Annotated in this window: 17 protein-coding genes, 1 pseudogene and 1 riboswitch; of the genes and pseudogenes, 6 read left to right on the plus strand and 12 right to left on the minus strand. The window is 54.5% G+C overall.

What is annotated here, in order from left to right; translation table 11 throughout:
* Positions 1 to 8: 8 nt before the first annotated feature.
* Entirely contained in the window at positions 9 to 773 is a 765-nt protein-coding gene (locus tag K7R21_RS20995; protein ID WP_404813677.1) for an NlpC/P60 family protein, read from the minus strand.
* Positions 774 to 906: 133 nt separating this feature from the next.
* On the opposite strand from K7R21_RS20995, the gene K7R21_RS18995 reads away from it, so the two are divergent.
* Positions 907 to 1,176, plus strand: coding sequence for a DUF4160 domain-containing protein (locus K7R21_RS18995; RefSeq protein WP_224984846.1), 270 nt, complete (start codon positions 907 to 909; stop codon positions 1,174 to 1,176).
* Positions 1,177 to 1,431, plus strand: a complete 255-nt coding sequence (locus K7R21_RS19000; protein WP_224984847.1) for a DUF2442 domain-containing protein — start codon at positions 1,177 to 1,179, stop codon at positions 1,429 to 1,431.
* 142 nt (positions 1,432 to 1,573) lie between these two features.
* Here the strand turns inward: K7R21_RS19000 and K7R21_RS19005 are convergent, their stop codons facing one another.
* Both K7R21_RS19005 and K7R21_RS19010 read right to left on the minus strand, forming a co-directional pair.
* Positions 1,574 to 3,379, minus strand: coding sequence for a fibronectin type III domain-containing protein (locus K7R21_RS19005; protein WP_224984848.1), 1,806 nt, complete (start codon positions 3,377 to 3,379; stop codon positions 1,574 to 1,576).
* The gene (locus K7R21_RS19010) at positions 3,376 to 3,906 is read right to left on the minus strand and encodes a tetratricopeptide repeat protein (protein ID WP_224984849.1); all 531 of its coding nucleotides are present in this window, start codon (positions 3,904 to 3,906) and stop codon (positions 3,376 to 3,378) included. The genes K7R21_RS19005 and K7R21_RS19010 overlap by 4 nt, the downstream gene beginning before the upstream one ends.
* 63 nt (positions 3,907 to 3,969) lie before the next feature.
* Positions 3,970 to 4,047: riboswitch (cyclic di-GMP riboswitch) on the minus strand.
* A gap of 238 nt (positions 4,048 to 4,285) precedes the next feature.
* Between K7R21_RS19010 and K7R21_RS19015 the strand changes: the two genes are divergently transcribed.
* Positions 4,286 to 5,566 carry an Hsp70 family protein gene (locus K7R21_RS19015; RefSeq protein ID WP_224984850.1) on the plus strand — a complete coding sequence of 427 codons (1,281 nt, stop codon included), beginning with the start codon at positions 4,286 to 4,288 and terminating at the stop codon, positions 5,564 to 5,566.
* A gap of 56 nt (positions 5,567 to 5,622) precedes the next feature.
* Here K7R21_RS19015 and K7R21_RS19020 read toward each other — a convergent pair.
* The 3 genes and pseudogenes from K7R21_RS19020 to K7R21_RS19030 form a co-directional block, all read right to left on the minus strand.
* Positions 5,623 to 5,808: pseudogene (locus tag K7R21_RS19020) on the minus strand (GSU3529 family protein); the annotation flags it as partial.
* 343 nt (positions 5,809 to 6,151) lie between these two features.
* A complete protein-coding gene (locus K7R21_RS19025) occupies positions 6,152 to 9,202 on the minus strand; it encodes an InlB B-repeat-containing protein (protein ID WP_224984852.1) in 3,051 nt (1,016 codons plus the stop codon).
* 57 nt (positions 9,203 to 9,259) lie between these two features.
* Positions 9,260 to 9,604 (minus strand): hypothetical protein, encoded by a 345-nt coding sequence (locus K7R21_RS19030; protein ID WP_224984853.1) that lies wholly within the window; start codon positions 9,602 to 9,604, stop codon positions 9,260 to 9,262.
* A 412-nt stretch (positions 9,605 to 10,016) separates the two neighbouring features.
* Here K7R21_RS19030 and K7R21_RS19035 point away from each other — a divergent pair, with 412 nt between their 5' ends.
* Positions 10,017 to 10,982, plus strand: a complete 966-nt coding sequence (locus tag K7R21_RS19035) for a LysR family transcriptional regulator (protein WP_224984854.1) — start codon at positions 10,017 to 10,019, stop codon at positions 10,980 to 10,982.
* 248 nt (positions 10,983 to 11,230) lie between these two features.
* On the opposite strand, the gene K7R21_RS19040 is transcribed toward K7R21_RS19035, so the two are convergent.
* From K7R21_RS19040 to K7R21_RS19065, 6 genes are all read right to left on the minus strand, one after another.
* Positions 11,231 to 12,568, minus strand: a complete 1,338-nt coding sequence (locus K7R21_RS19040) for an HNH endonuclease (protein WP_224984855.1) — start codon at positions 12,566 to 12,568, stop codon at positions 11,231 to 11,233.
* A gap of 428 nt (positions 12,569 to 12,996) precedes the next feature.
* The gene (locus K7R21_RS19045; protein WP_224984856.1) at positions 12,997 to 14,088 is read right to left on the minus strand and encodes a nuclease-related domain-containing protein; all 1,092 of its coding nucleotides are present in this window, start codon (positions 14,086 to 14,088) and stop codon (positions 12,997 to 12,999) included.
* Positions 14,089 to 14,202: 114 nt separating this feature from the next.
* Positions 14,203 to 15,177, minus strand: coding sequence for an HNH endonuclease (locus tag K7R21_RS19050; protein ID WP_224984857.1), 975 nt, complete (start codon positions 15,175 to 15,177; stop codon positions 14,203 to 14,205).
* A gap of 75 nt (positions 15,178 to 15,252) precedes the next feature.
* Entirely contained in the window at positions 15,253 to 15,777 is a 525-nt protein-coding gene (locus tag K7R21_RS19055) for a hypothetical protein (protein WP_224984858.1), read from the minus strand.
* 245 nt (positions 15,778 to 16,022) lie between these two features.
* Positions 16,023 to 16,271 (minus strand): TIGR02594 family protein, encoded by a 249-nt coding sequence (locus K7R21_RS19060; protein WP_224984859.1) that lies wholly within the window; start codon positions 16,269 to 16,271, stop codon positions 16,023 to 16,025.
* Between the two features lie 111 nt (positions 16,272 to 16,382).
* Positions 16,383 to 17,021 (minus strand): hypothetical protein, encoded by a 639-nt coding sequence (locus K7R21_RS19065; RefSeq protein WP_224984860.1) that lies wholly within the window; start codon positions 17,019 to 17,021, stop codon positions 16,383 to 16,385.
* 331 nt (positions 17,022 to 17,352) lie between these two features.
* Here K7R21_RS19065 and K7R21_RS19070 point away from each other — a divergent pair, with 331 nt between their 5' ends.
* Complete coding sequence (locus K7R21_RS19070; protein ID WP_224984861.1) at positions 17,353 to 17,952, plus strand: hypothetical protein; 600 nt, start codon at positions 17,353 to 17,355, stop codon at positions 17,950 to 17,952.
* Positions 17,953 to 17,980: 28 nt separating this feature from the next.
* Complete coding sequence (locus K7R21_RS19075) at positions 17,981 to 18,610, plus strand: acetate uptake transporter (RefSeq protein WP_224984862.1); 630 nt, start codon at positions 17,981 to 17,983, stop codon at positions 18,608 to 18,610.
* The last annotated feature ends 108 nt before the right edge of the window (positions 18,611 to 18,718 follow it).

Genomic DNA, 18,718 nt, shown 5'->3' on the forward strand with positions numbered 1-18,718 from the left:
TATACCTCCTAAGACTGACTAGGCTTCGGCCAACGGTGCCCCTGCGCAACCCAGTGTGACTTGTAGTAATTGGAGATCCTAACTTGGTCTCCCTGGTTTCCACCCAGCAACTTGTAATAGTCTCTTGTCTCGTCGATATAGAAGGAAACGTGGTTCTGTCCCGTATTTTTTCGGACAACTGTAATTGCGCCAGGCTTTGGGCATGTCATCTGTCCCCAATGCAGCCAGCTTGTTGCTGCGGCTGAATTGGTCCCCGTTATGCCGGCCTGTCTGAGGCACCAGTTGACAAACGCGGAACACCAAGCCACCTCATCACTCGTCGCTCGGAGCGATGTCGAACCATGATATATTATGATTCTAGGGTTAGCTGGTGAGCGTGGGAACTCTCTTTGCCCAACTTCACCAGCAGCTATTTTGAGCCAAAGGGCATCATGAAAAGGTACGGGGCTGACTTCAGATGCAGTGGTCACTCCACGTTCCAGAGCCGCCCATGTTTTCGCGCCAACCACCCCGTCTATTGATATTCCAGCCGATGATTGGAATTCTCGGACAGCAGCTTCTGTTCTGGGGCCTAATATACCGTCTGCCTCGAGTGTCTGGAGGTGGGGCCGGTGCCTGTTAAGAAGACTCTGCAACCGCATAACCTCTGCCCCCGAGCTTCCTAGCCTGAGGTCTATCATCTCGCCCCCTTTTTTGCCGGTGGTGTCGCTGCCCCGCTGTACCATGTTGATCCCTCTCGGGGCGAAGGGAAGGTTGCCATGCGACGGGAACATTAGCAACTATGGCCTCCTTGCCCTACCTTGAAGGCAATATTGCGGGTACCTTGCAAAGTTCAGGAAGATGGGTTAGCTTTGTGCTGTCTGTTAATCAGGCAGCATGTATCCTTGGGGCCAGGAGGTTGGGCGAATGCCGACAATTTCTATGTTCTTCGGGATCATCATCAGAATGTTCTACAGGGACTACCAGCAGCACCACCTTCCCCACCTGCATGCGGAATTCCAAGGCGACGTCGCTGTTTTTGCTATTGAGGACGGCAGCATCCTTGATGGTTGGCTTCCTCCACCAAAACGAAAGCTCGTGGAAGCTTGGATGGAAATCCACAACGAGGAACTGCTGGCCGACTGGCAATTAGCTGTTGAAGGTGAAACTGTGTTCAAAATAAAAGGACTTGAGTGAATGAGAATAATTAACTGGATACACACGAACGATGACTGGACGCTTGATGTCAGTTTTGCCGACGGGGAAGTTCGTAGATATGACGTAAGACCTTTGTTGCAACGTGAAGCGTTCAAGGAACTGGAAGATGTCAGCATGTTCAAAACAGCCCGTAATGGAGGCTATTTCGTAGCGTGGGACAACGATGCCGACTTAAGCGCCGACACCTTGTACTTGGAAGGCGTACCCATCACCCCTGCGACTCAAACCAACTGATCACCTTGCTATTAGCATGACCGCAAACGAAGGGCTTAGCCGATGCCGGCTAAGCCCTTTGCGTTACCACCTCTCATCCCCTACTTTGCAACTTTGCAAGCCTGACTTGAGCTCGCCGCTGCTTATACCGAGGCCGCGGTAGTCATCGCTTCGGTGTCGTTGCTGAAGCAACGTTGGAATACCCCGACGAGCCGGCAGCGTTCCTCGCGCGAACGCGGTAACGATAAACGGTATTTGCCGTGAGCTTGGTATTCGAATAGCTGGTTACATTCGCACCAACGGCAGCTACCTGGGCGAAGTTGGTGCAGGTCGATCCTTTGCAGCGCTCGATCAGAAATTGGGTTTCGTTGTTCGCATTGTCCGTCCAGGCAAGGTTGATCTGGCTTTTGGAGACGGCTGTGGCGGCCAGGCCCGTCGGTGCGGAAGGCACTGCTGATGCAGCGAAAGTCGTTACACTGGCTGCCGGAGAATACGCCGAATCGCCTGCCAGGTTGTAGGCGCGTACGCGGTAACTGTAGCTAGTGGAGGCAGTCAGCCCGGTGTTGGACCAGGTTGTGACGTTGGCGCCGACAGTTGTTATTTGGCTGAAATCACTGCATCCTGCGCCGGCACACCGCTCGATTTTGAAGCCCTGCTCATTTGTGGAGTTGTCCGCCCAGGCAAGATTGATCTGGCTGCCGGAGGCCGCCGTTGCTGTAAGGCCTGACGGAGCGGTCGGCAATGGAGATTCGACGTACGCGGTTATGCCATCAGACCTCACTCCCGAACCTGTTGTCGCTTGAACCTCCAACGCATACTCGCTTGCGGCCAAGGTCGATGCATTCCAGTTCCCCTGCCAGAGAGCGGGGTTGCCGGACACGTTCTGCATCGGTTGCCAGGAGCCTCCGTTCACCCTGAACTGGACCTGTGTGACCGTTGCCGGATCAAAAACAAGGGCACGCACCGGATTCGTTGCTGAATTGGTGACGTTGTACGCATAGGGGGTGACCACGCCTCCCAGTCGCCGGTCCACAGGTGCGGTGATAAGCACCACCGGCCACGTACCTTTGGTCTGGGTGACGGAGGAGATGCCGTTGCAGTCGATCGCTGTCACCGTGAACTGGTTGGGGCTGTCCTTGCCGATGGACGACACGTTGAAGTAGAACACCCCGTCGGTCATGTTCTGGGTAAAGAACTTTTCGGACGAGGCATGGGTATGCCCGTAACCGTACATCGATGCACCGTAGCCGTTCATCAGGTTGACGAAATCATCTTTTCCATAGAAGAGGTAGGTGTCGCTGCTGCTGTCTGTTGCGACAAGGGGATGGTGCCCGAAGACCAGGGTCAACTTTGCATCAGAGTTGGCATTCATCTCCGAACTGATGAAAGAGAGCTCGGTGGTGTCCAGCCCGGCATTGTCACCGTACGGCCAGACTATGCTGAACGGCTTCCCGGTGTTGTCCGGGGTGTTGACGCCCAGAAAATGGTATTTCCCCCACGGCCCGGTCCTTGTCCAGGATGCCTGTGTCCTTCCGGTCGCCCGCCCTTGTACAGAGTTGTTCAGGTAATAGCTGAAATATTGATCATTGTAGGCGTCGTGGTTGCCCGGAATGTCAAAGTAGCTGCTTGCATCCACGCCGTTTGCACCCAGGATGCTCTTATACTGGTCCCATTCGGCCTGGTAGGGGCCGTTGGGATAACCGAAGATGTTTCCGTTCGTCGAATCGGTCAGGTCACCCGTAACCACGATGAAGCTTGGATTGATGACACTCTTTGCCTGACCTGTCAGCCACTGCAGATTCGTTGTATCCGTGGACCCTGACGTCCCGATATGTGTGTCGGAAGCATGGATGAACCAGATTAGCTTGTCGGTGTCGGCACTGTAATATGCCGAATGCGGATCAGCGGCTGAAACGGGAAAAGCGCACCCGATCAGGAGAATGATGGAAATGATGAAATGGCGCATCATTTGTTCACCCCCTTCGCCTGCTGGGCAGTTGTTTTCGCAATGTACGAATCGAGTGTCTCCAGGGCCTTCGGGTCAGAGGTTCGGCCTTTTGCGCTTTGAAGGAGATGAATGGCCTCATCAAACCTCTTCAGTTCGATACAGGCCAGGGAGGCGTTCACGTAGGCGTCAAGATCGCCCGGTGCAAGTTCGGTAACCCGCCGGTATTCTTCTGCTGCACCGGCAAAGTTTTTCTGCACATAGTACACACGGCCCAGGTTCCTGTGTGCTTCGGCGGAGTAAGAGTCTTTTTCAATTGCAGCGGTGAATTCTTTCACGGCCAATCCATAACTCCGTGCCGCTTCGGTATCCTGGTGCCTGGGAGTATGCTCGTAAAAGCCCTTGTTAAAGTATTCCATCCCCTGCCGGTTGTGATAGCCGGCATCATCAGGAATTCCCTGGCCGTAGGCAGGTGGCAACGAGAGGGAAGCGAGGGTGACGGCACCTGTCAGTAGCATCCGGAAAGTGTTTCTCGACATCAACTGTTTCATGGTTGCTGCCTCCTTTCGTGTGTCCTTCTGACAATGAAAAGCCGGGCATGCCAATGGATTATCCATGGCAGCCCGGCTACCTTCAAAAGAAGACCCGTTGCTTTCCGCCCCCTCCTTGCAAAGGGTTCGGCCTTTCAGGAAAATATCTATTTCTGCGCTCGAATTTGCGTCAAGTATATGCTTGTTTCTGAGTTCGTAAAGCTTTCAACTGTGGGAGATTTCGCATCAGCACACCGGGAAAATACCGGTTTCTGAGTTTGATGCCAGCAGGTCGTTTACAACTTGCCACCATCCTCACCTTTCTGCTACAACATTCACCGGTTTATTTCTCAGGGCGGGGTCCTCGGATCCCGCCCTTGTTGTTTTTTCGGGAGTCAGCATGAAGGTAGTTTTCGGCATCGATTTTGGTACCACCAATTCCGCTCTTTCCATCTGCCGAGACGGCAGGGTCGACGTCATCGACATCGACGAGTCCAGCGCCAATGCTTCGCTGATGCGCTCGGTCCTGTACTTCAACGAGGATGACGAAATCTTCACCGGCCAGGACGCGATCGATAACTACGTCAACGAGGGGGCGGCGGGGCGTTTCATGCAGTCCATAAAGACCTTCCTCCCCAACAGGAGCTTTGAGGGGACCGAGGTGTTCGGCAAGAAGTACGGCATCGACGACCTGGTCGCCATCATCCTGAGGAGGATCAAGTCCAAGGGGGAGGCCTACGTCGGCTCTCCGGTGGACAGCGTGGTCCTCGGCCGTCCCGTCGTGTTTTCCGAGGATGCGGAGAAGGACGCCCTGGCGCAGCAGCGGCTGGAGCAGGCCGCGCGGAAGGCGGGCTTCCGTCACATCCATTTCCAGTTCGAGCCCGTGGCCGCCGCCCTCGCGTACGAAGAGACGCTCCCTGCAGGATCTGAAAAGCTGGTGTTCATCGGCGACTTCGGCGGCGGGACCTCCGACTTCACGGTGATCCGGGTAAAAGGGGGAGACTTCGCCCGTGCCGACCGGCGCGCCGACGTCCTCTCCATCGGAGGCGTCTACACCGCCGGCGATAAATTCGACTCGCAGATCATGTGGGAGAAGGTGGCCAAGTATTTCGGCCGCGGCGTCAAGTACAAGGGGATGGGGAAGGACGAGCTGTTCGACATCCCGCACAGCATCATCTACACCCTGTGCCAGTGGCACCGGATTCCGCTGTTGCGAACGAGAAAGACCAGGGAGCAGATCCGCCTCATCAAGAACGCCGCCACCGACAGGCAGGCCCTTGAAAACCTGGAGCACCTCATCAGTGACAACTACGGCTTCTTCCTGTTCCAGTGCATCGAGAAGGCGAAATGCGAGCTGTCGCAGCAAGACTCCGCGCAGATTACTTTCCAGGAGCGAGGGCTGAAAATTGACGAGGGGATAACCAGGGAGGAGTTCGAAACCATCAACCGGGATAACCTGGGCCGGATCTCCGGCTGCATCGACGAGGTGATCAGCAAGTCCGGACTTCGCAGTGACCAGATAGACACCGTCTTCCTCACCGGTGGTACCTCCCGCATCCCGATGATCCGGCGCCTCTTCGAAGAGCGTTTCGGTGCGGACAAACTGGAAAACCGCAACGCCTTCACCAGCGTTGTCCATGGCCTTGGCGCCAGTGTCCCGCTCTATTTCCAAGGCTACTAGCAAACCCCAGAAGACAAGAGCCTGGCCGATGCCGGCTGAGGCCCTCCCGCTTGGCCTTATCTCTGCCCCAGGAGCCTGTCCAGGGCCTTTTGCAGGATAACGTTGTTGGCTCCCATGCCCAGGTACCCGGTCTGGCCGTAAGTGTCGTACGTCGTCACCTTGTCGACCAGGTCCTTCAGTTCGTTTTCCCCCCCTTGGAACTCATCCGGCTGCCGCAGCACGGCATGGATGCTCTCTGCGAGGAAATCCTGCCAGCCCGAACTGGGTTCAGCACTACGTAGCGAGAGTGTTACAGGAGGTGCGAGTCATTTTCGACTATAACGCCTTGAGGCGTCCCTGTAAGATGTGGCCCCCCGGCCGTGTCGTTTGTTGAAGGGCTGTGGTAGGTGCCGTTTAGTTGGAGTATTCAGCGGGAGATGTTTGCATCTGGAGTGTTAATGGTGAGGTGGTAGTGGTTGCTCATCAGGCAGTAGGCATGGCAAAGCTAGTTGTAGTAGTAAAAACTTGCATTTCAAGACCTGGCACCGAGGCGCAGCAAGATGGATGAACAAAGGCCTCCGAGGATTCCCCCGGAGGCCTTTGTTGTTATTTTGCTACAAATGTTGCCGCAATTGCACGGTTAGAGGTAATGTCGAGTACCTTGTAGCCGCCATTAGCAACCTGGCTGGTCACATCGACACCGTTGTCGGTCACCGACGCAATCATATAACCGCTGTTGGGAGTTATGTTGACAAAATAGCTCCCGCCGTCGGCTACTTGAGTGGAACTGAGACCCACCTTGCCGTTGGCACTGGCAGTTCCCGTGAGAGCCCAGTAAATCATCGAGCAGTTGGCGCTTACGGTGGTGTTCCCGTTTATTGCAGTTGCCGGTGTGTAGGTATACGAACCGTCGGCATTCTTAACTGCGCTGGCCGTAACGTTAACACCACCAACGGTCAGGCGATACAGCTTATAGTGGGCGTTGGGTGCCACGTCGATCTGAGGCTTGCTGCCAGCGGCAATTGTTGTCGTGCCAGATACCGGCGTAGCATTAACCTTGAGACTGCCGTTGGTGACGGAGGTGGTCAAAGTGACGGCATTTCCGAAGGTAACATCGAGGCTGTGGTTGGTTGCAACGTCAGCGAACGTGAAGAAGCTCGGAGTTCCCACAGAGCTGCCGTCAACCTTGACATCCTGAATGGCATACCCGGTTGCCGGGGTGAAGTAGAACGTGGCGCTTTTGCCTTTTGCTACTGACTGCGTGCCGGGAGAAACCGTGCCGTTCGTGGTCGCCCCGACGGTAAGGGTGTACGCCTGGTCTGCAGTGAAGGTTACGATAAAGCTGTGGGCTGCGCCTATGTTGGTGAATGGATATCCGCCGTTTGCCCGGACCACGCTCAAGGCATCCGCGCCGTCAACGGTAGCAGCCGTCACCGTGTAACCGGCGGCAGGACGCACACTGATGAAATAGTCGCTTCCCGATGCAACATCTACCGAGGTAACACCGAGAGTGCCGCCATTGGTGCCGCCTACGGTAACTGACGAAGCGCTCAACTTGTAGGTGGCGACTGCCGGCGGAGGAGTGGGAGCTGCGGGCTCAGTGAAGGTTGCTATGACCACGATTCCGGGGTTTTCTGCTCCCGATGCCGGGGTGCCGACATTGGCCACGCAGGAAAGCGGATCGGTGTCAGAGGGTGTGCACCCTGACCATTTGACAAAGCTCTGGTCAGGTGCCGGAGTTGCGGTAAAGGTGACCTCGGAGGCGGGAACAGCACCGATGACACATTCGTTGCTGCCTTCTGTGGTGCAGCTGCTGGTGCCCTGGTTGACAGCCACGCTGCCCTGCCCCAGAACGCGTGTGACAGTCGGGACAATGTCAGCGGTAAGCTGTTTCGCCCTGAACTCGGTATAGCCCAGAGTTTTGTAGTGCGGCTTGTAGTCGGGCTTTCCGGCATTGGGATTGGAAACGGTCCCTGCTTCGTCGAGGTAATCGTACTGGGCGGGTTCGGCAAGTTGAACGCCATGGAAGAAAGCCGAATTATTCCCGTGGCAGTCCGTACAACCACCGGCACCGTACGGCCCAGGCTTTATTGCCAGGTTAGCCTGATCGCGCTTCGCGACCACATTGTGGTTGATCGCAAAGTCGTGGCTTTCAGCAACCGTGCTTTCGAAATACTCCACCTCGCCCGCTGCGTTCAAGAAGTACACCTTGTCTGCGCGTACCAGAACAGGTCGGTTGGAGATTTTGTCATTCGACGGATTAGCCGAGTCGGTAACGGTACTCATGCGTACCAGGGCGGCCTTGATTTCGTCTTTCTTGTACAGGATGGGTGCACCGCTGGCAACCTGGGTTCCGGGGGTCAGCGGCAGCGAAGCCATGCGGCTGAAGTTCTGGGCGTACTGATCCGTCATGCCCTTGCGAGCCAGGCGAAGGGCGATCGGCTTGATCACGGCAGCATTCCCCTCACCGCTGATCCATTCGCCAAACCAGGCGGTGTAGAGCGGCTTCACGGTGGTCATCTTGTTATCCCACCACCTGAGGCCGGGGTACCAGCGGAAGGGCTGGCTGGCGAGCTCCGGCAGGTTCTTGGTGGGGTCAAGAGGGTCGGTCCCGAGGTAGGCGTTCAGTTTCGATATGTTCTGGGTTCCGTTGGACGTCATCTCGATCACCTGCTCCGGAATCGTGGGGGACGTCGTGCTGCCGGCGCTTATGAAGCGGATATGGCAGACCTGGCAGGCCATGAAGTTCAGGTGAGACCCCGGCACCTTGTCGAGGTGTGCCGCTGCCGGGTTCGGGGCTGAAGCGTCACCACCTTCGATATGGCAGGCTGCGCAGCTCTTGACGGTCTTGTCCAAGTCGTTGCGAACCGCACCGATGGTGATGTTACCTTTGCCAATCTGGTGGGGGTTACCCATCGCAAGGCCCAGCGCGTCGGTGGTCCCGGTGTTGGGAGTGACATGGCAGCGGGTGCAGGTCAGCGCATTGTGGACGTCGGTTGTAGCAGTCGTGGTGCGACCGGACTTCTTGCCGTCCGGCGAGGTGTGGCAGCCGCGGCAGTTGTTGTTGCCGGCTGCGCCGATGATGCCAGTCGGGATCACGTAATTTCCGCTGTCGGTAACCAGGGTGCCGGCAGTGGTGCCGAGCACGTAGTTTATCGATATGGCCGTTGCCATCGGTGGTGTTCCATCAGGCACGTTGGTGGCGTAGGTTACCTGCCCCCATCCCGCGCCGAGGGTCGCTGCCGATTCGAAGTTGGCAACCCCGGCAACCGAGATGCCTCGTGCGGTGGCGGCCCGTTTGTGCCAGCTCGCCCCCATGTCGTTGTTGTTAAAGGTCACATAGTTTTTGGTGGCATCGAAAACGGTCTTGGTGGTGGTGTCGTACTTGTTCATGTGGCACATCAGGCAGTCCGGTTCCATGACGCCGGTCTTGCTCCAGTTTGCCGTTCCAGGCACGCCGGTGGTCGGGTTGATGAAGCCGTAGTCGCCGTCCAGTTTGGCGCCCGGATCGGTCAGCGCTGCAACGCCGCTGAGATATCCGAAGAGGTTCGTACTTTTGTTGAAGTAGAGATTGCCGTTGCGGTCGTACTGGGTGGCCGCTCCGCCGGGGTGGCATGCGCCGCAATTGGCGGTAAAGAAGTAAGAAGTCTTGTCCATCTGGGTGCTGCTGGTATTGCTCTTACGAGCCAACTGGCTCGAGTCCGAAGACGGCGGTCACCATTTGCCATACATGCCGTCAGAAAGAAGCCAAGGCTTCGCGGCATTGTAGTTGTCCGAGACCCTGATGTCAGTGTTGGAGAAGCCTTTCCCTTGCTGGAAATGGTACCCTTGCGTGATCAGGTTGGTGTCGTGACAGGTACCACAGGTTTTTTCCGGACTGTACGGCGTGGTGCTGCCGACGGGAATCGGGTTCCCGGTTCGGTCCTTCAGGGTTACCGCCCCTGCCGAATCGGTCTTGTGATAGGTCGACGCTTTTGCCAGGTCCGCTCCTGCGGCCGCGACAAAGGCGAAGGCACCTAACGACAGAGCCGTCAGCATCGTCTTCTGCGAAGTCTTCATCTGTGCTTCCTCCTTTTGAGTTTTACCTGCAATCCAGCAGCCCGGTGGGCACTGGTAACGGTGCGTGCCTACGGTGTTCGACGGTGGTCTCGGCGACCACACCCCGGTATGAATTTTGCTCATGACAGCATTATTTGCATTCAGATTTCGATAGTCGGTGCTAATATTTCATTTAGGGTGCCAAATCCTTTACCCCCCGCTCTTGGCAGTGCTGTTAACACTACTTTTTTGACGACCGGCGGATTGGCGGAACCCTCGGCGCGAAAACGCCTGAAACGCCACTTTCATAATCGAATACCTTCATCAGCCTATTAAAGTTGTTCATGACCGCGGCAGAATTCGAGATTTCTTTTCTTTTTGCAGACGTTATGGCAGATTAATTTTAGGAAAATCGAGAGGAGAGAGTGCAACTATGGACATCGAGTATCTAAGGACAATCATCGCCGTGTTACGGGAGAAGAGCTTTTCGAAAGCAGCAGTCTCCCTTAACGTCACCCAATCGGCGGTTTCCCATCGGGTCAGGTTCCTGGAAGACAGTTTTGGTTGCCGCCTGATCGACCGCTCGGGGGCGGAGTTGATCCCGACAGATATGGGGTTGCGCTTTTTGAAAAAAGCAGAGCGGATCGTTCAGCTTGAAGAAGATCTGATCCAGGATGTTGCCCATCCGGGAGCGGATCTAAAGCTGTCAATTGGCTCGACTGTGGCATTTGCTGTGAGCCACATGTCGAAAATCATGAACACCTTTCTGCTGTCCAATTCGGATGGGGCAAATTTCAAAATCCTCGTTCAGCATCCGAAAGCGTTGCTTGATGGTTTGAAAGGGGGCTTATTCGATATCACGGTCATCGAGCATAATGGCAACCTTGACTTTCGCGGGTTGAAAACCTTTGAACTTCCTGATGACGAGATGATTTTCATCATTAACGCGAAGCCCGACCTTGCACGGTATAACTCCCCTCTATCCTGGCTGCTGGACAATCGGATCATCACGCGTGTCGAAGGGTGTAGCTGCCGCGACATGCTTTCGGAAAACCTGCGGAAATGCTCGCTGCAATTAAATGATTTCAGGGGGGTCATTGTCTGCGATGATTTGAAGTTTATGATCGAATCGGTGCTGGCAGGCCAGGGCGTCGCCTTTGTTTCTAAAGCACTGGTTAAGGCGCATCTGGAAAAGGGGCTCCTGCATGAGTACTGCATAGAGGGATTCAACCATCTTCGAAAAATGACGGTTGCTATCAAGCAGGAGAAGATCAACGATGAGAAAATCAGGTCACTGCTTGGCACCATCGTCGACATGGTGAACGTTACGGCATTATTGCCGCTCCTTTGGCTCCCACTACTACAGGAGTATGAGCACCTGGCTCCCTTCGCTGTGTAAGTTTGCCTCGAGCAACTTTCTGCATCTATGCCCTGTACTGGCACCCCGAGATGGTGCAAGGTCTTGGGAAATCACCCGTCAGCGAGGTACCGCTTATGATCTTGCTGACGGACGTGTAGCGCATTCCTAAGTGGTCCGTGATCTCCTTCAGTTCATAACCATGCTGTAGATGTGCCAACTGGCACCGAGGCGGTTCCAGAAAGGCGACCGCGCTATGCGGGAGGTGGCACCGGGCGCCAGAATGTGCTCTATTGGTTTTTTTGCAACCTTTGTACAGAAGTATAAAGATGAGCGGTGTAGGCCTCTCCATCGTTCGACAAGTGGCATCTCCGATGACAATTTGGGCATAGGGCGACAGCGTTGTTCACTGTATCGGGGCCACCTTCAGCAAGAGTAATAACGTGATGCACTTCGAGATAAGGTAGCCCATCTTTGTTTGCAAACGGGGCAGGTTTGGTGCACGCTTCACAATGACCTCTTGATGCTTGCAAAACCCACGTCTTGACTGAAGGATCGCGGAAATAAGAAAGAGTAGTTATTGTTGATTGCGTTGGCGACTGTTGACCTGGTGGTACTGCGTTCATTTTCCTTTTAAGAAGCCGCTTTACTCTTGTATCCAAGACTTCTTGGTCATTCGTAAGCTCATAATCTTCTTTCTTACATCCTTCAAGTCGGTCCAGTATCGACTGAATCTTCGTTTTTGTTTTGGCCCCGACATTTTGGGCAGGCAAATATCCAGAAATAATTGGCTCGTCAATATCTCTGAGAACAGACGAAATATTTTGCATCCTATATTCGATAGATGCTTTGCTTCTTTTCGAGAGCTTGCCCTCACGGAGGGTTCTGTTGATTTCTGCTTTATTATAGGTACTTCCAGCAACCTCCTGCTCGCGCATCAACAGATATCCTCTTACTGCGGCTTCTAACTCTTCCTCGGACCACTCAATATTTGTAGGCTCCACTTCTTGAAATGTCACTATGTAGCTATTAAAACCTTCCAGCCTCGTTAGTCGCATTTGGGCGGTCGGGAGTCCATCTACAAGTTCATTTTCTTGTATGCAATCATAATGCACTGGAAAGCGAGCGGCGAGTTCATTGATGAAGTCTTTATGCCAGAACAGGCGAGTCCTGCCGGTTTGGCTATTTTCCATGGCAATGAAAGCGTCAAAGCGGCCTCCATTACAGATTAGCTTCACTGGATAGCGTTCGCCCGCTTGGAGTTCATGTTCCAGGAAGAAAGGACGAATTTCGATTGGGATACCTGTCCCTTGTGTGAAAGCCGATTTATCGAGACCCTTGATAGCATCGGAGTCGGATTTAATGGACCAGGAGGATGCTCTTAGGGAGATGATTTTCAATCCGCACGCCTTAACAACTGTGTTCGCCTCTGCTCCCCCTGAGAAAGAATTTTTGGGGTGGCCAGTCGCCATTGCCAAAATTTGTTTAACTGGGTAGATCCGGCCGTTGTACATGATCGCAAACTTATAACTTCTGTTCTCCGTCCACGCAGACCACTCTGCATGGTTCCTCATGTTTTGGTCAAAGTCCTCCATTGCTTTCTGCAGTTGATCGGCAGAGATGTTCATGAGGCCTCCAGAGTTGTTGGTAATAAGCTCTGGCTCACCAGTAAAATTTAATGGCTCGTAAATATCAAACAAAAATTAATTTCTTCTTGGGTGGAGCTGACAAAGCCCGGTAGCAGGCTGCGGTATGGAGGTAGAATGTCATTTGGCTCATTCATGGGGCAACTATAGCTTTAAACTATGGCCTGGCGAATGAGAGGATCCCGTGACGAGCAAAACCCGACCGGGTACCGCCGGTCGGGTTTTGACTGAGTGGTTACAGTGAAAGGATTTTAAAGGGGGCAGCGCCAGGACTCTGACAGATGCGGGGCGCTACGAGTGAGTAAAGTCCGATCTAGGCTGTGACCGGATGCTTACATTGCCCGTGCAGATGAGTTAAAGGACTGTTGTGAACCGAAACGCTAGCTTGAGGCTGGCTACTGGCCAGGTTTTTAAGCACTTTGGCATGTCCTGCAGAGAACTTTCCCACCAAAGCGTTTACCATTCACGCGGCAGAAGAAGGCCACTTTTCTGTCCACTGGTGTTCCGCATTTATCACAGCTTGCAGAGTTGATCTCATCGGTTTCGGCTGCTTCCACTAATTCGATTATTCCTGGTTCCTCTGCTTGAATAGGTATTCGCTGACAGGCCTGACAAAGGGTTTTCCCGCCAAACTTCTTGTTATTCATTCTGCAGAAGTATACGACTTTGCTTTCGACTTCGATTCCGCAAGTCTCACAGCATGCTTTCTTTATACCGTCAGCGGTTTCGGCCGAGGGGGTTTGCTCGTTTGCAGCCGATGTCAAGTTTTGGGCGGACACGCCGAACTTCTTGGCGAAGTTCATTTTGGATGGCCGATGGAGATGAGCCAGGGATGAGGCGAAGGACTGCAGGGTCTCCGAAGAGACTATCTTTGCTGCCGACGCGAATGTATTTATAACTCCCATTGCGTCAACACGCTTCCCTATGGCTTCCACAAGTGCATCGGCTTTTATGACGGGACTGGAGTCGAACTGTGCGGCAGCAGGTCGATCAATCCGGGAAGTCGGTGCAACGAGCACGTAATTGTGAAACGCAGCAGGCATGGCGAGCCCCAGCCTGGTCGGTAGAAGTCCATTTTGAGCTACGACTTTTTCCAGCAGACTGATGTGTCGCTTGTTCTGTTCGATAGGGGATTCGATGCCGACGAAGGACCTTCCATTCCAGGTGAGGAATTCTCCCTCTGTTGTGATTTTAATGCCGTAGTAATAGTTCTTTGACTCCAGGACATACACATCGAGACATCGGTTGATAAGCAGGTGGTCAATCTGGGCCACGAACCCATTGAGTTCCAACCTCAGGTCGTGAATAATCGCCCAGTTCGGGTTATCGCGGTAACGGAAATCGATGTAATAGGTGGAGCTTTCCTCACCGCGAAGACCTGAAGCGATCGACTTGATCTCACGCTCTATAAAAAAACGCTGTTTAGCCGAAATCTCGCAAGTAAGGAGCCGTTGTAGCTCCTGAATGTCGGCTTCCCTATTATCGGATGTTTTGATAATCATTAACGTGTCTCCTGATCATCTAATATAATGTTAAATAATGAGATAATAGTGTCTCTATACTGTCCAATCAGGAAAAATCCTTCTGATGGCGAGCGCATTGTTTGGAACCCCAACTTACAGCCGCCAATCCTTCCTGTGCTCCGACAGATATTCCTGGGCTGGCCAAAGGTCATGGTCCTGCGGCGGGATGATGGCGCGGCCGTTGAGGGTGAGTAGAAATCCTGGGACGTTGGGATCTGCGATGATCTGTCGGGAGGTGAGGACGTTGTAGTCCTTTGACACGCTCATCATCCCTTCGTCAAAGGCCCAGTGGCAGAGCTTGCAAAGTGCCATGCCGTTACGGATGTCGTCGTTTTGGGTTTTGCTCCACGGGACGATGTGGGCGGCGTCGACTGCGGTGTGTTGCTCGGGGGTGATGATGCGTACACCACACAAGGCGCACCTGTGGTCGTAGGCCTTGACTACCATCCTCCTAAAGGCTTGAGCACGGGCGGCGGGACGATAATTTTGTGCCTCAACGAGTGCCTTCACAAGAGGCAGGTGCGACTGTTCCTCAAGGATGCGGCTGTACTCGGATGCTTCCCTGTTGATGACCGACTGCTCGCGCAGTAGCAACTGAGCCATGTCAGAAAAGCATGATTGGAACAGTACCTCTCTCAAGGCTTCCGCGCCGGTTTCGCTCTTCATAAGCAGGAAGAGTTCATCATCCAGTGTCGCCCCTAAGATGTGCTTGCGCAGATAGGTCACGGTCGAGGTGTTGTTGATGACGGCTGGAGTTAGTTGCTTTCCCGGCTTGGGTATTAGGTGCCAGAAGGGCTCACGGTCCAAGCGTGAGAAGGGGAAGGCGATGCTGCTGGTTTGACCGAGGGGGATGATGCGGCGCCAGTAGAGGCAGAACAGTTCGTTAAGTTCCACCAGATCACCGGAGGCGTCGATGAAAGGGGCGGTGATGACGCCACGTTGGATGAGGTCCATCACCGCCAGCAGCAGGAGCGGTTTGTGGGGCGCTCTGCGCTTGGTCGACTCATTCCAGACGGGGCCGGGAGCCCGGTTGAGGGTGGTGAACTGCTTGATGTAGTCGGCTGGCATCACTCTGCTCGACCTCGGAATGTTACTGGACGCAGGTTAGCCGCAATTTAAATTAAAGGATCAGAAGAATCAAGCTTAATGATGGCGAGGTCTAGACGGGAGAGTGTGAGAAGGGATAGGCACCATTCCTTTGAGGTGCATTGTGTCTGTTGAGGTCATACAGATTCTGCAGCAATCGGCAGCCTCCTGTATTGTTGCCTGACTCCAAGTTGCCTCATCGATCCGGATATAGATGGTGCACTGCTTGTCCTTTTCGTAGACGTATTCTTGAACGTTGACTGCTTCGCCGGCCTCGTTTTCATCCGTTTCTGCACCCAACCACCACTTCTCCGCAATTGTCGCTTTTCCTCGCTCGTTTCGACTGCATGTCCCGGATTTCTCAATCCTAAAAGAAATAGTCATGGCATCGACATACTTCACTTCCAGCGACTGCCGTTCCTTTCCATTTGCTAGCGTAAAACGCAAGGGTGAATGGGGAGGATGGGACATGACACGGTGGAGTTCGTGACGTTGCTCGTATTGGGCCGGCTCTTCTACCGCGAGAACGAATGTGGCTGATAGGAACAACGAGACCAACACTGCAATAGGGCTCAACTTCATTTTGGAACCTCGTTGTTAATGTTGACCACTCCAGGCAAGCGTCGCCCCAGCAAGGTCCAACTCTTTTTGGAAAAGGTCGACTCCTTCACGCTGTTACCTTGGGTGCCGCCCAAAAGCCTGAAGTGAGTGGCGGTCTCTTCAATGAGAAAGCCGGCGTGGGCGCCGGAGGTTGAAAAACTTCGGTCGGTTGCCTTTCTGCTACAGATAACGGTGATAGCACCCGGTACAGGTCCTGAAGGTATCCCTTACTCGACCCAGCTTGTCGCAGCGGCAGAGTCCGTACCTTTCACGCCTGCTTGCTTGAGGCACCAGTTGACGAACGAGGAACACCAGGGCGTCTCATCGTCGGTGGCCTTCAGGGTAGTAGTAGCGTGGTAGGAAAGAATCCTCGGGTTGTCCCGGTGGCCGGCAACTTCCTTCTGCCCGATCTCTTTTCGGGCGATACCCATCCATGGGGTGTGCTGCAATGCAGATTGCTGGTTGCCGCTGTTCATGATGTGCTCCCTCCGGATTTAATTCCTCATCCTCCGGAACAACCCCAAGAACGCTGGCTAGTAGAAGCTTGAAAGCCCGACCGGGTGCCGGTCGGGCCGTGGGTGGTCTACTTACAACGAGATGATACTGAAGGGGGCGGACCAGGCACCGGGGCCGGAGCTGCCGATGCAACGGGCTATTACTGAGTACGTCTGGCCGGGCGTGCGGCCGGGGATGCTGACGTTCGTCCCGTGGGCGAACGTCCCAAAGGGACTGTAGTTGGTTGGCACGGTCGGGTCAGCATCGGTGATGTGGAACTCGTAACTTGCTGCGCCGGGTACCGCTTTCGCACTGGCCACCAAAGTGCCACTTGCCGGCCCATGCTTCAATGTCAGTGCTGGTGCAGGCAGCGGGTGTGAATACCGCACCTTGCCGGATTTCGCCTGGGTGACCTCGAACCCGGAGTCCTGCAAGACAGCGGCATCATCATTCGCGGCCAATTCCACGTGCTTCACGATCCTCTTCAGGATCACCATCACTTCATCCCTGACCTTGTCACGGTACGCCATCTTCTGTACGTCCCTGCTTTGTGCATCATCATCGGCTTTTTGCAGCCGATCGATCCCCTCCGCCAACCTCTGCATGTCCTGACCGAACTCTGCGCTCTTCTGCTGGAAGTGGGGACTGTTGTTCACCGACGTCTGTACCTTCCGCGCCCTTTCGAGCAGCTTCCTTGCGTTCGTAGGAAAAGTGGTAATTAACTTGGTCATTGGCCTTTCACCTCCCGTGGCTCATACGCCTTCCGCCAATGTCGCAAATTGTAGCGGGCTAATCTTCTGGTGCCAGCGTGACTTTTGCTGATTTGCATTATTTCCAAACCTCCGTGTTCTTAATTAGCTACAGCGGAGTCTCGAGGTCATCTTGTCGCGATAGAAAGTCTGCGGACGGGAAAAAGAAGTCTATTTTTCTCAGGGAGATGTTTCTTTTTGAATTCCCCAACACCTTGATGCTAAACAGGAAAAGACGTGCGCACCAAAAACATGTCTTGCAGCGAGGAAAAGACATCACATTTTCGGGTGATGCAGTCTGTGGGAGCCGGGTTTGGCAACGAAAAAGTCGAGGGTGATTCATTGGAGGACGGGAGGCGATACAACCGGGACGGGCAAAAAGAAGGCCGGCGTTCGTTGGAACGCCGGCCTTTCGTTTCGCGGGTTCCGCTTCTGGCGGCGCAGGGAATCTTACTGTAACACCGTTGGCGACGCTGCCGGTGAAGGAGGTGCTGGTGAGGCCGGTCCTCACGGGAGTGGTTCCTTCCTTGCCTGCGGGGGGGGGGCGCGGTTCGGCATCCTCGCGTGGAACTTTAACCGGTCTGCAGAGAAAATTAGCGTGACAAGCGAACTTAGCGGAATCCTTGCCCGCTTTGTGGAGGCAACGACGGCGGCCGGCGCTGTCACAATTTTTGCATTTGTGCAAAAAAAGCTGCCAAATGGCGCTATGTCGTGCAAATGGTCGGAGTACCGTCGTTTTAGCCGCCGGCTGTCGCGGAGAGCCGGATTTCCTTTGCAAATCTGCAAAAGTACGCCGAACACGGGCACGGGATACTGGCTTCGTAACTCCTTGAATATCGAACGTTCTTTTGATTGCGCGATGTCGCGCGGTGGCGGTACGGTTATTGCGTATACGGAATCAATAGCGACGTGATATCGCAACGCAAATCAGGAGGGTAAAAATGAGTAATGTGAAACTGGGGAATCCTGCGGTAGTCGGTCTTGCTGGCTTCGGTATGACGACATTCGTGCTGCAATGCCACAACCTGGGCTGGTGCGGTATCGCCCCCGTGCTCTGGCTCGGTCTCTGCTTTGGCGGGACGGCACAAATGATCGCCGGCCTGATGGAATTCAAGACCGGTAACAACTTCGGCTTCTGCGCCTTCACTGGCTACGGTGCCTTCTGGATCTCGCTCTGCCTCATGATCATCTTCGGCAAGAACGCGGACCTGGTGAAAGCCTACCCGACGCTCGCATTCAACGCCAATGACCTCGGCTTCTACCTGGTGGCCTGGACCGTATTCACCTTCATCCTCTTCATCGCCTCCATGAAGCACCACGCGACGCTGGCCTTCATCTTCCTCACCCTGCTGCTGGGCTTCATCGGGCTGGACGTGAAAGAGTTCACCGGCAGCGCGCTCGCCGGCACCTTCGCCGCTTACGACCTGCTGGTCTGTGCTTTCTCCGCGCTCTACCTGATGACCGTTGCGGTCTACGCCGAGTCCGGCATCAACCTGCCGGTGGGCGAGCCGTGGCTGAAAGAAAGCTCGGCTGCTGAAGGGGTGCTTGCGGCTGAGAAGGTTAAGGCTTAAGAGTTACTGCAAAGACATATTAGGGAAAGGGCCATGGCATTGCCGTGGCCCTTTTTTTTATGAGGCAAAATCCCCCCTGTCCCCCCTGTCCCCCCTTCGCAAAAGGGG

The sequence above is a fragment of the Geomonas agri genome (assembly GCF_020179605.1).
In the GTDB taxonomy this organism is placed as follows: domain Bacteria; phylum Desulfobacterota; class Desulfuromonadia; order Geobacterales; family Geobacteraceae; genus Geomonas; species Geomonas agri.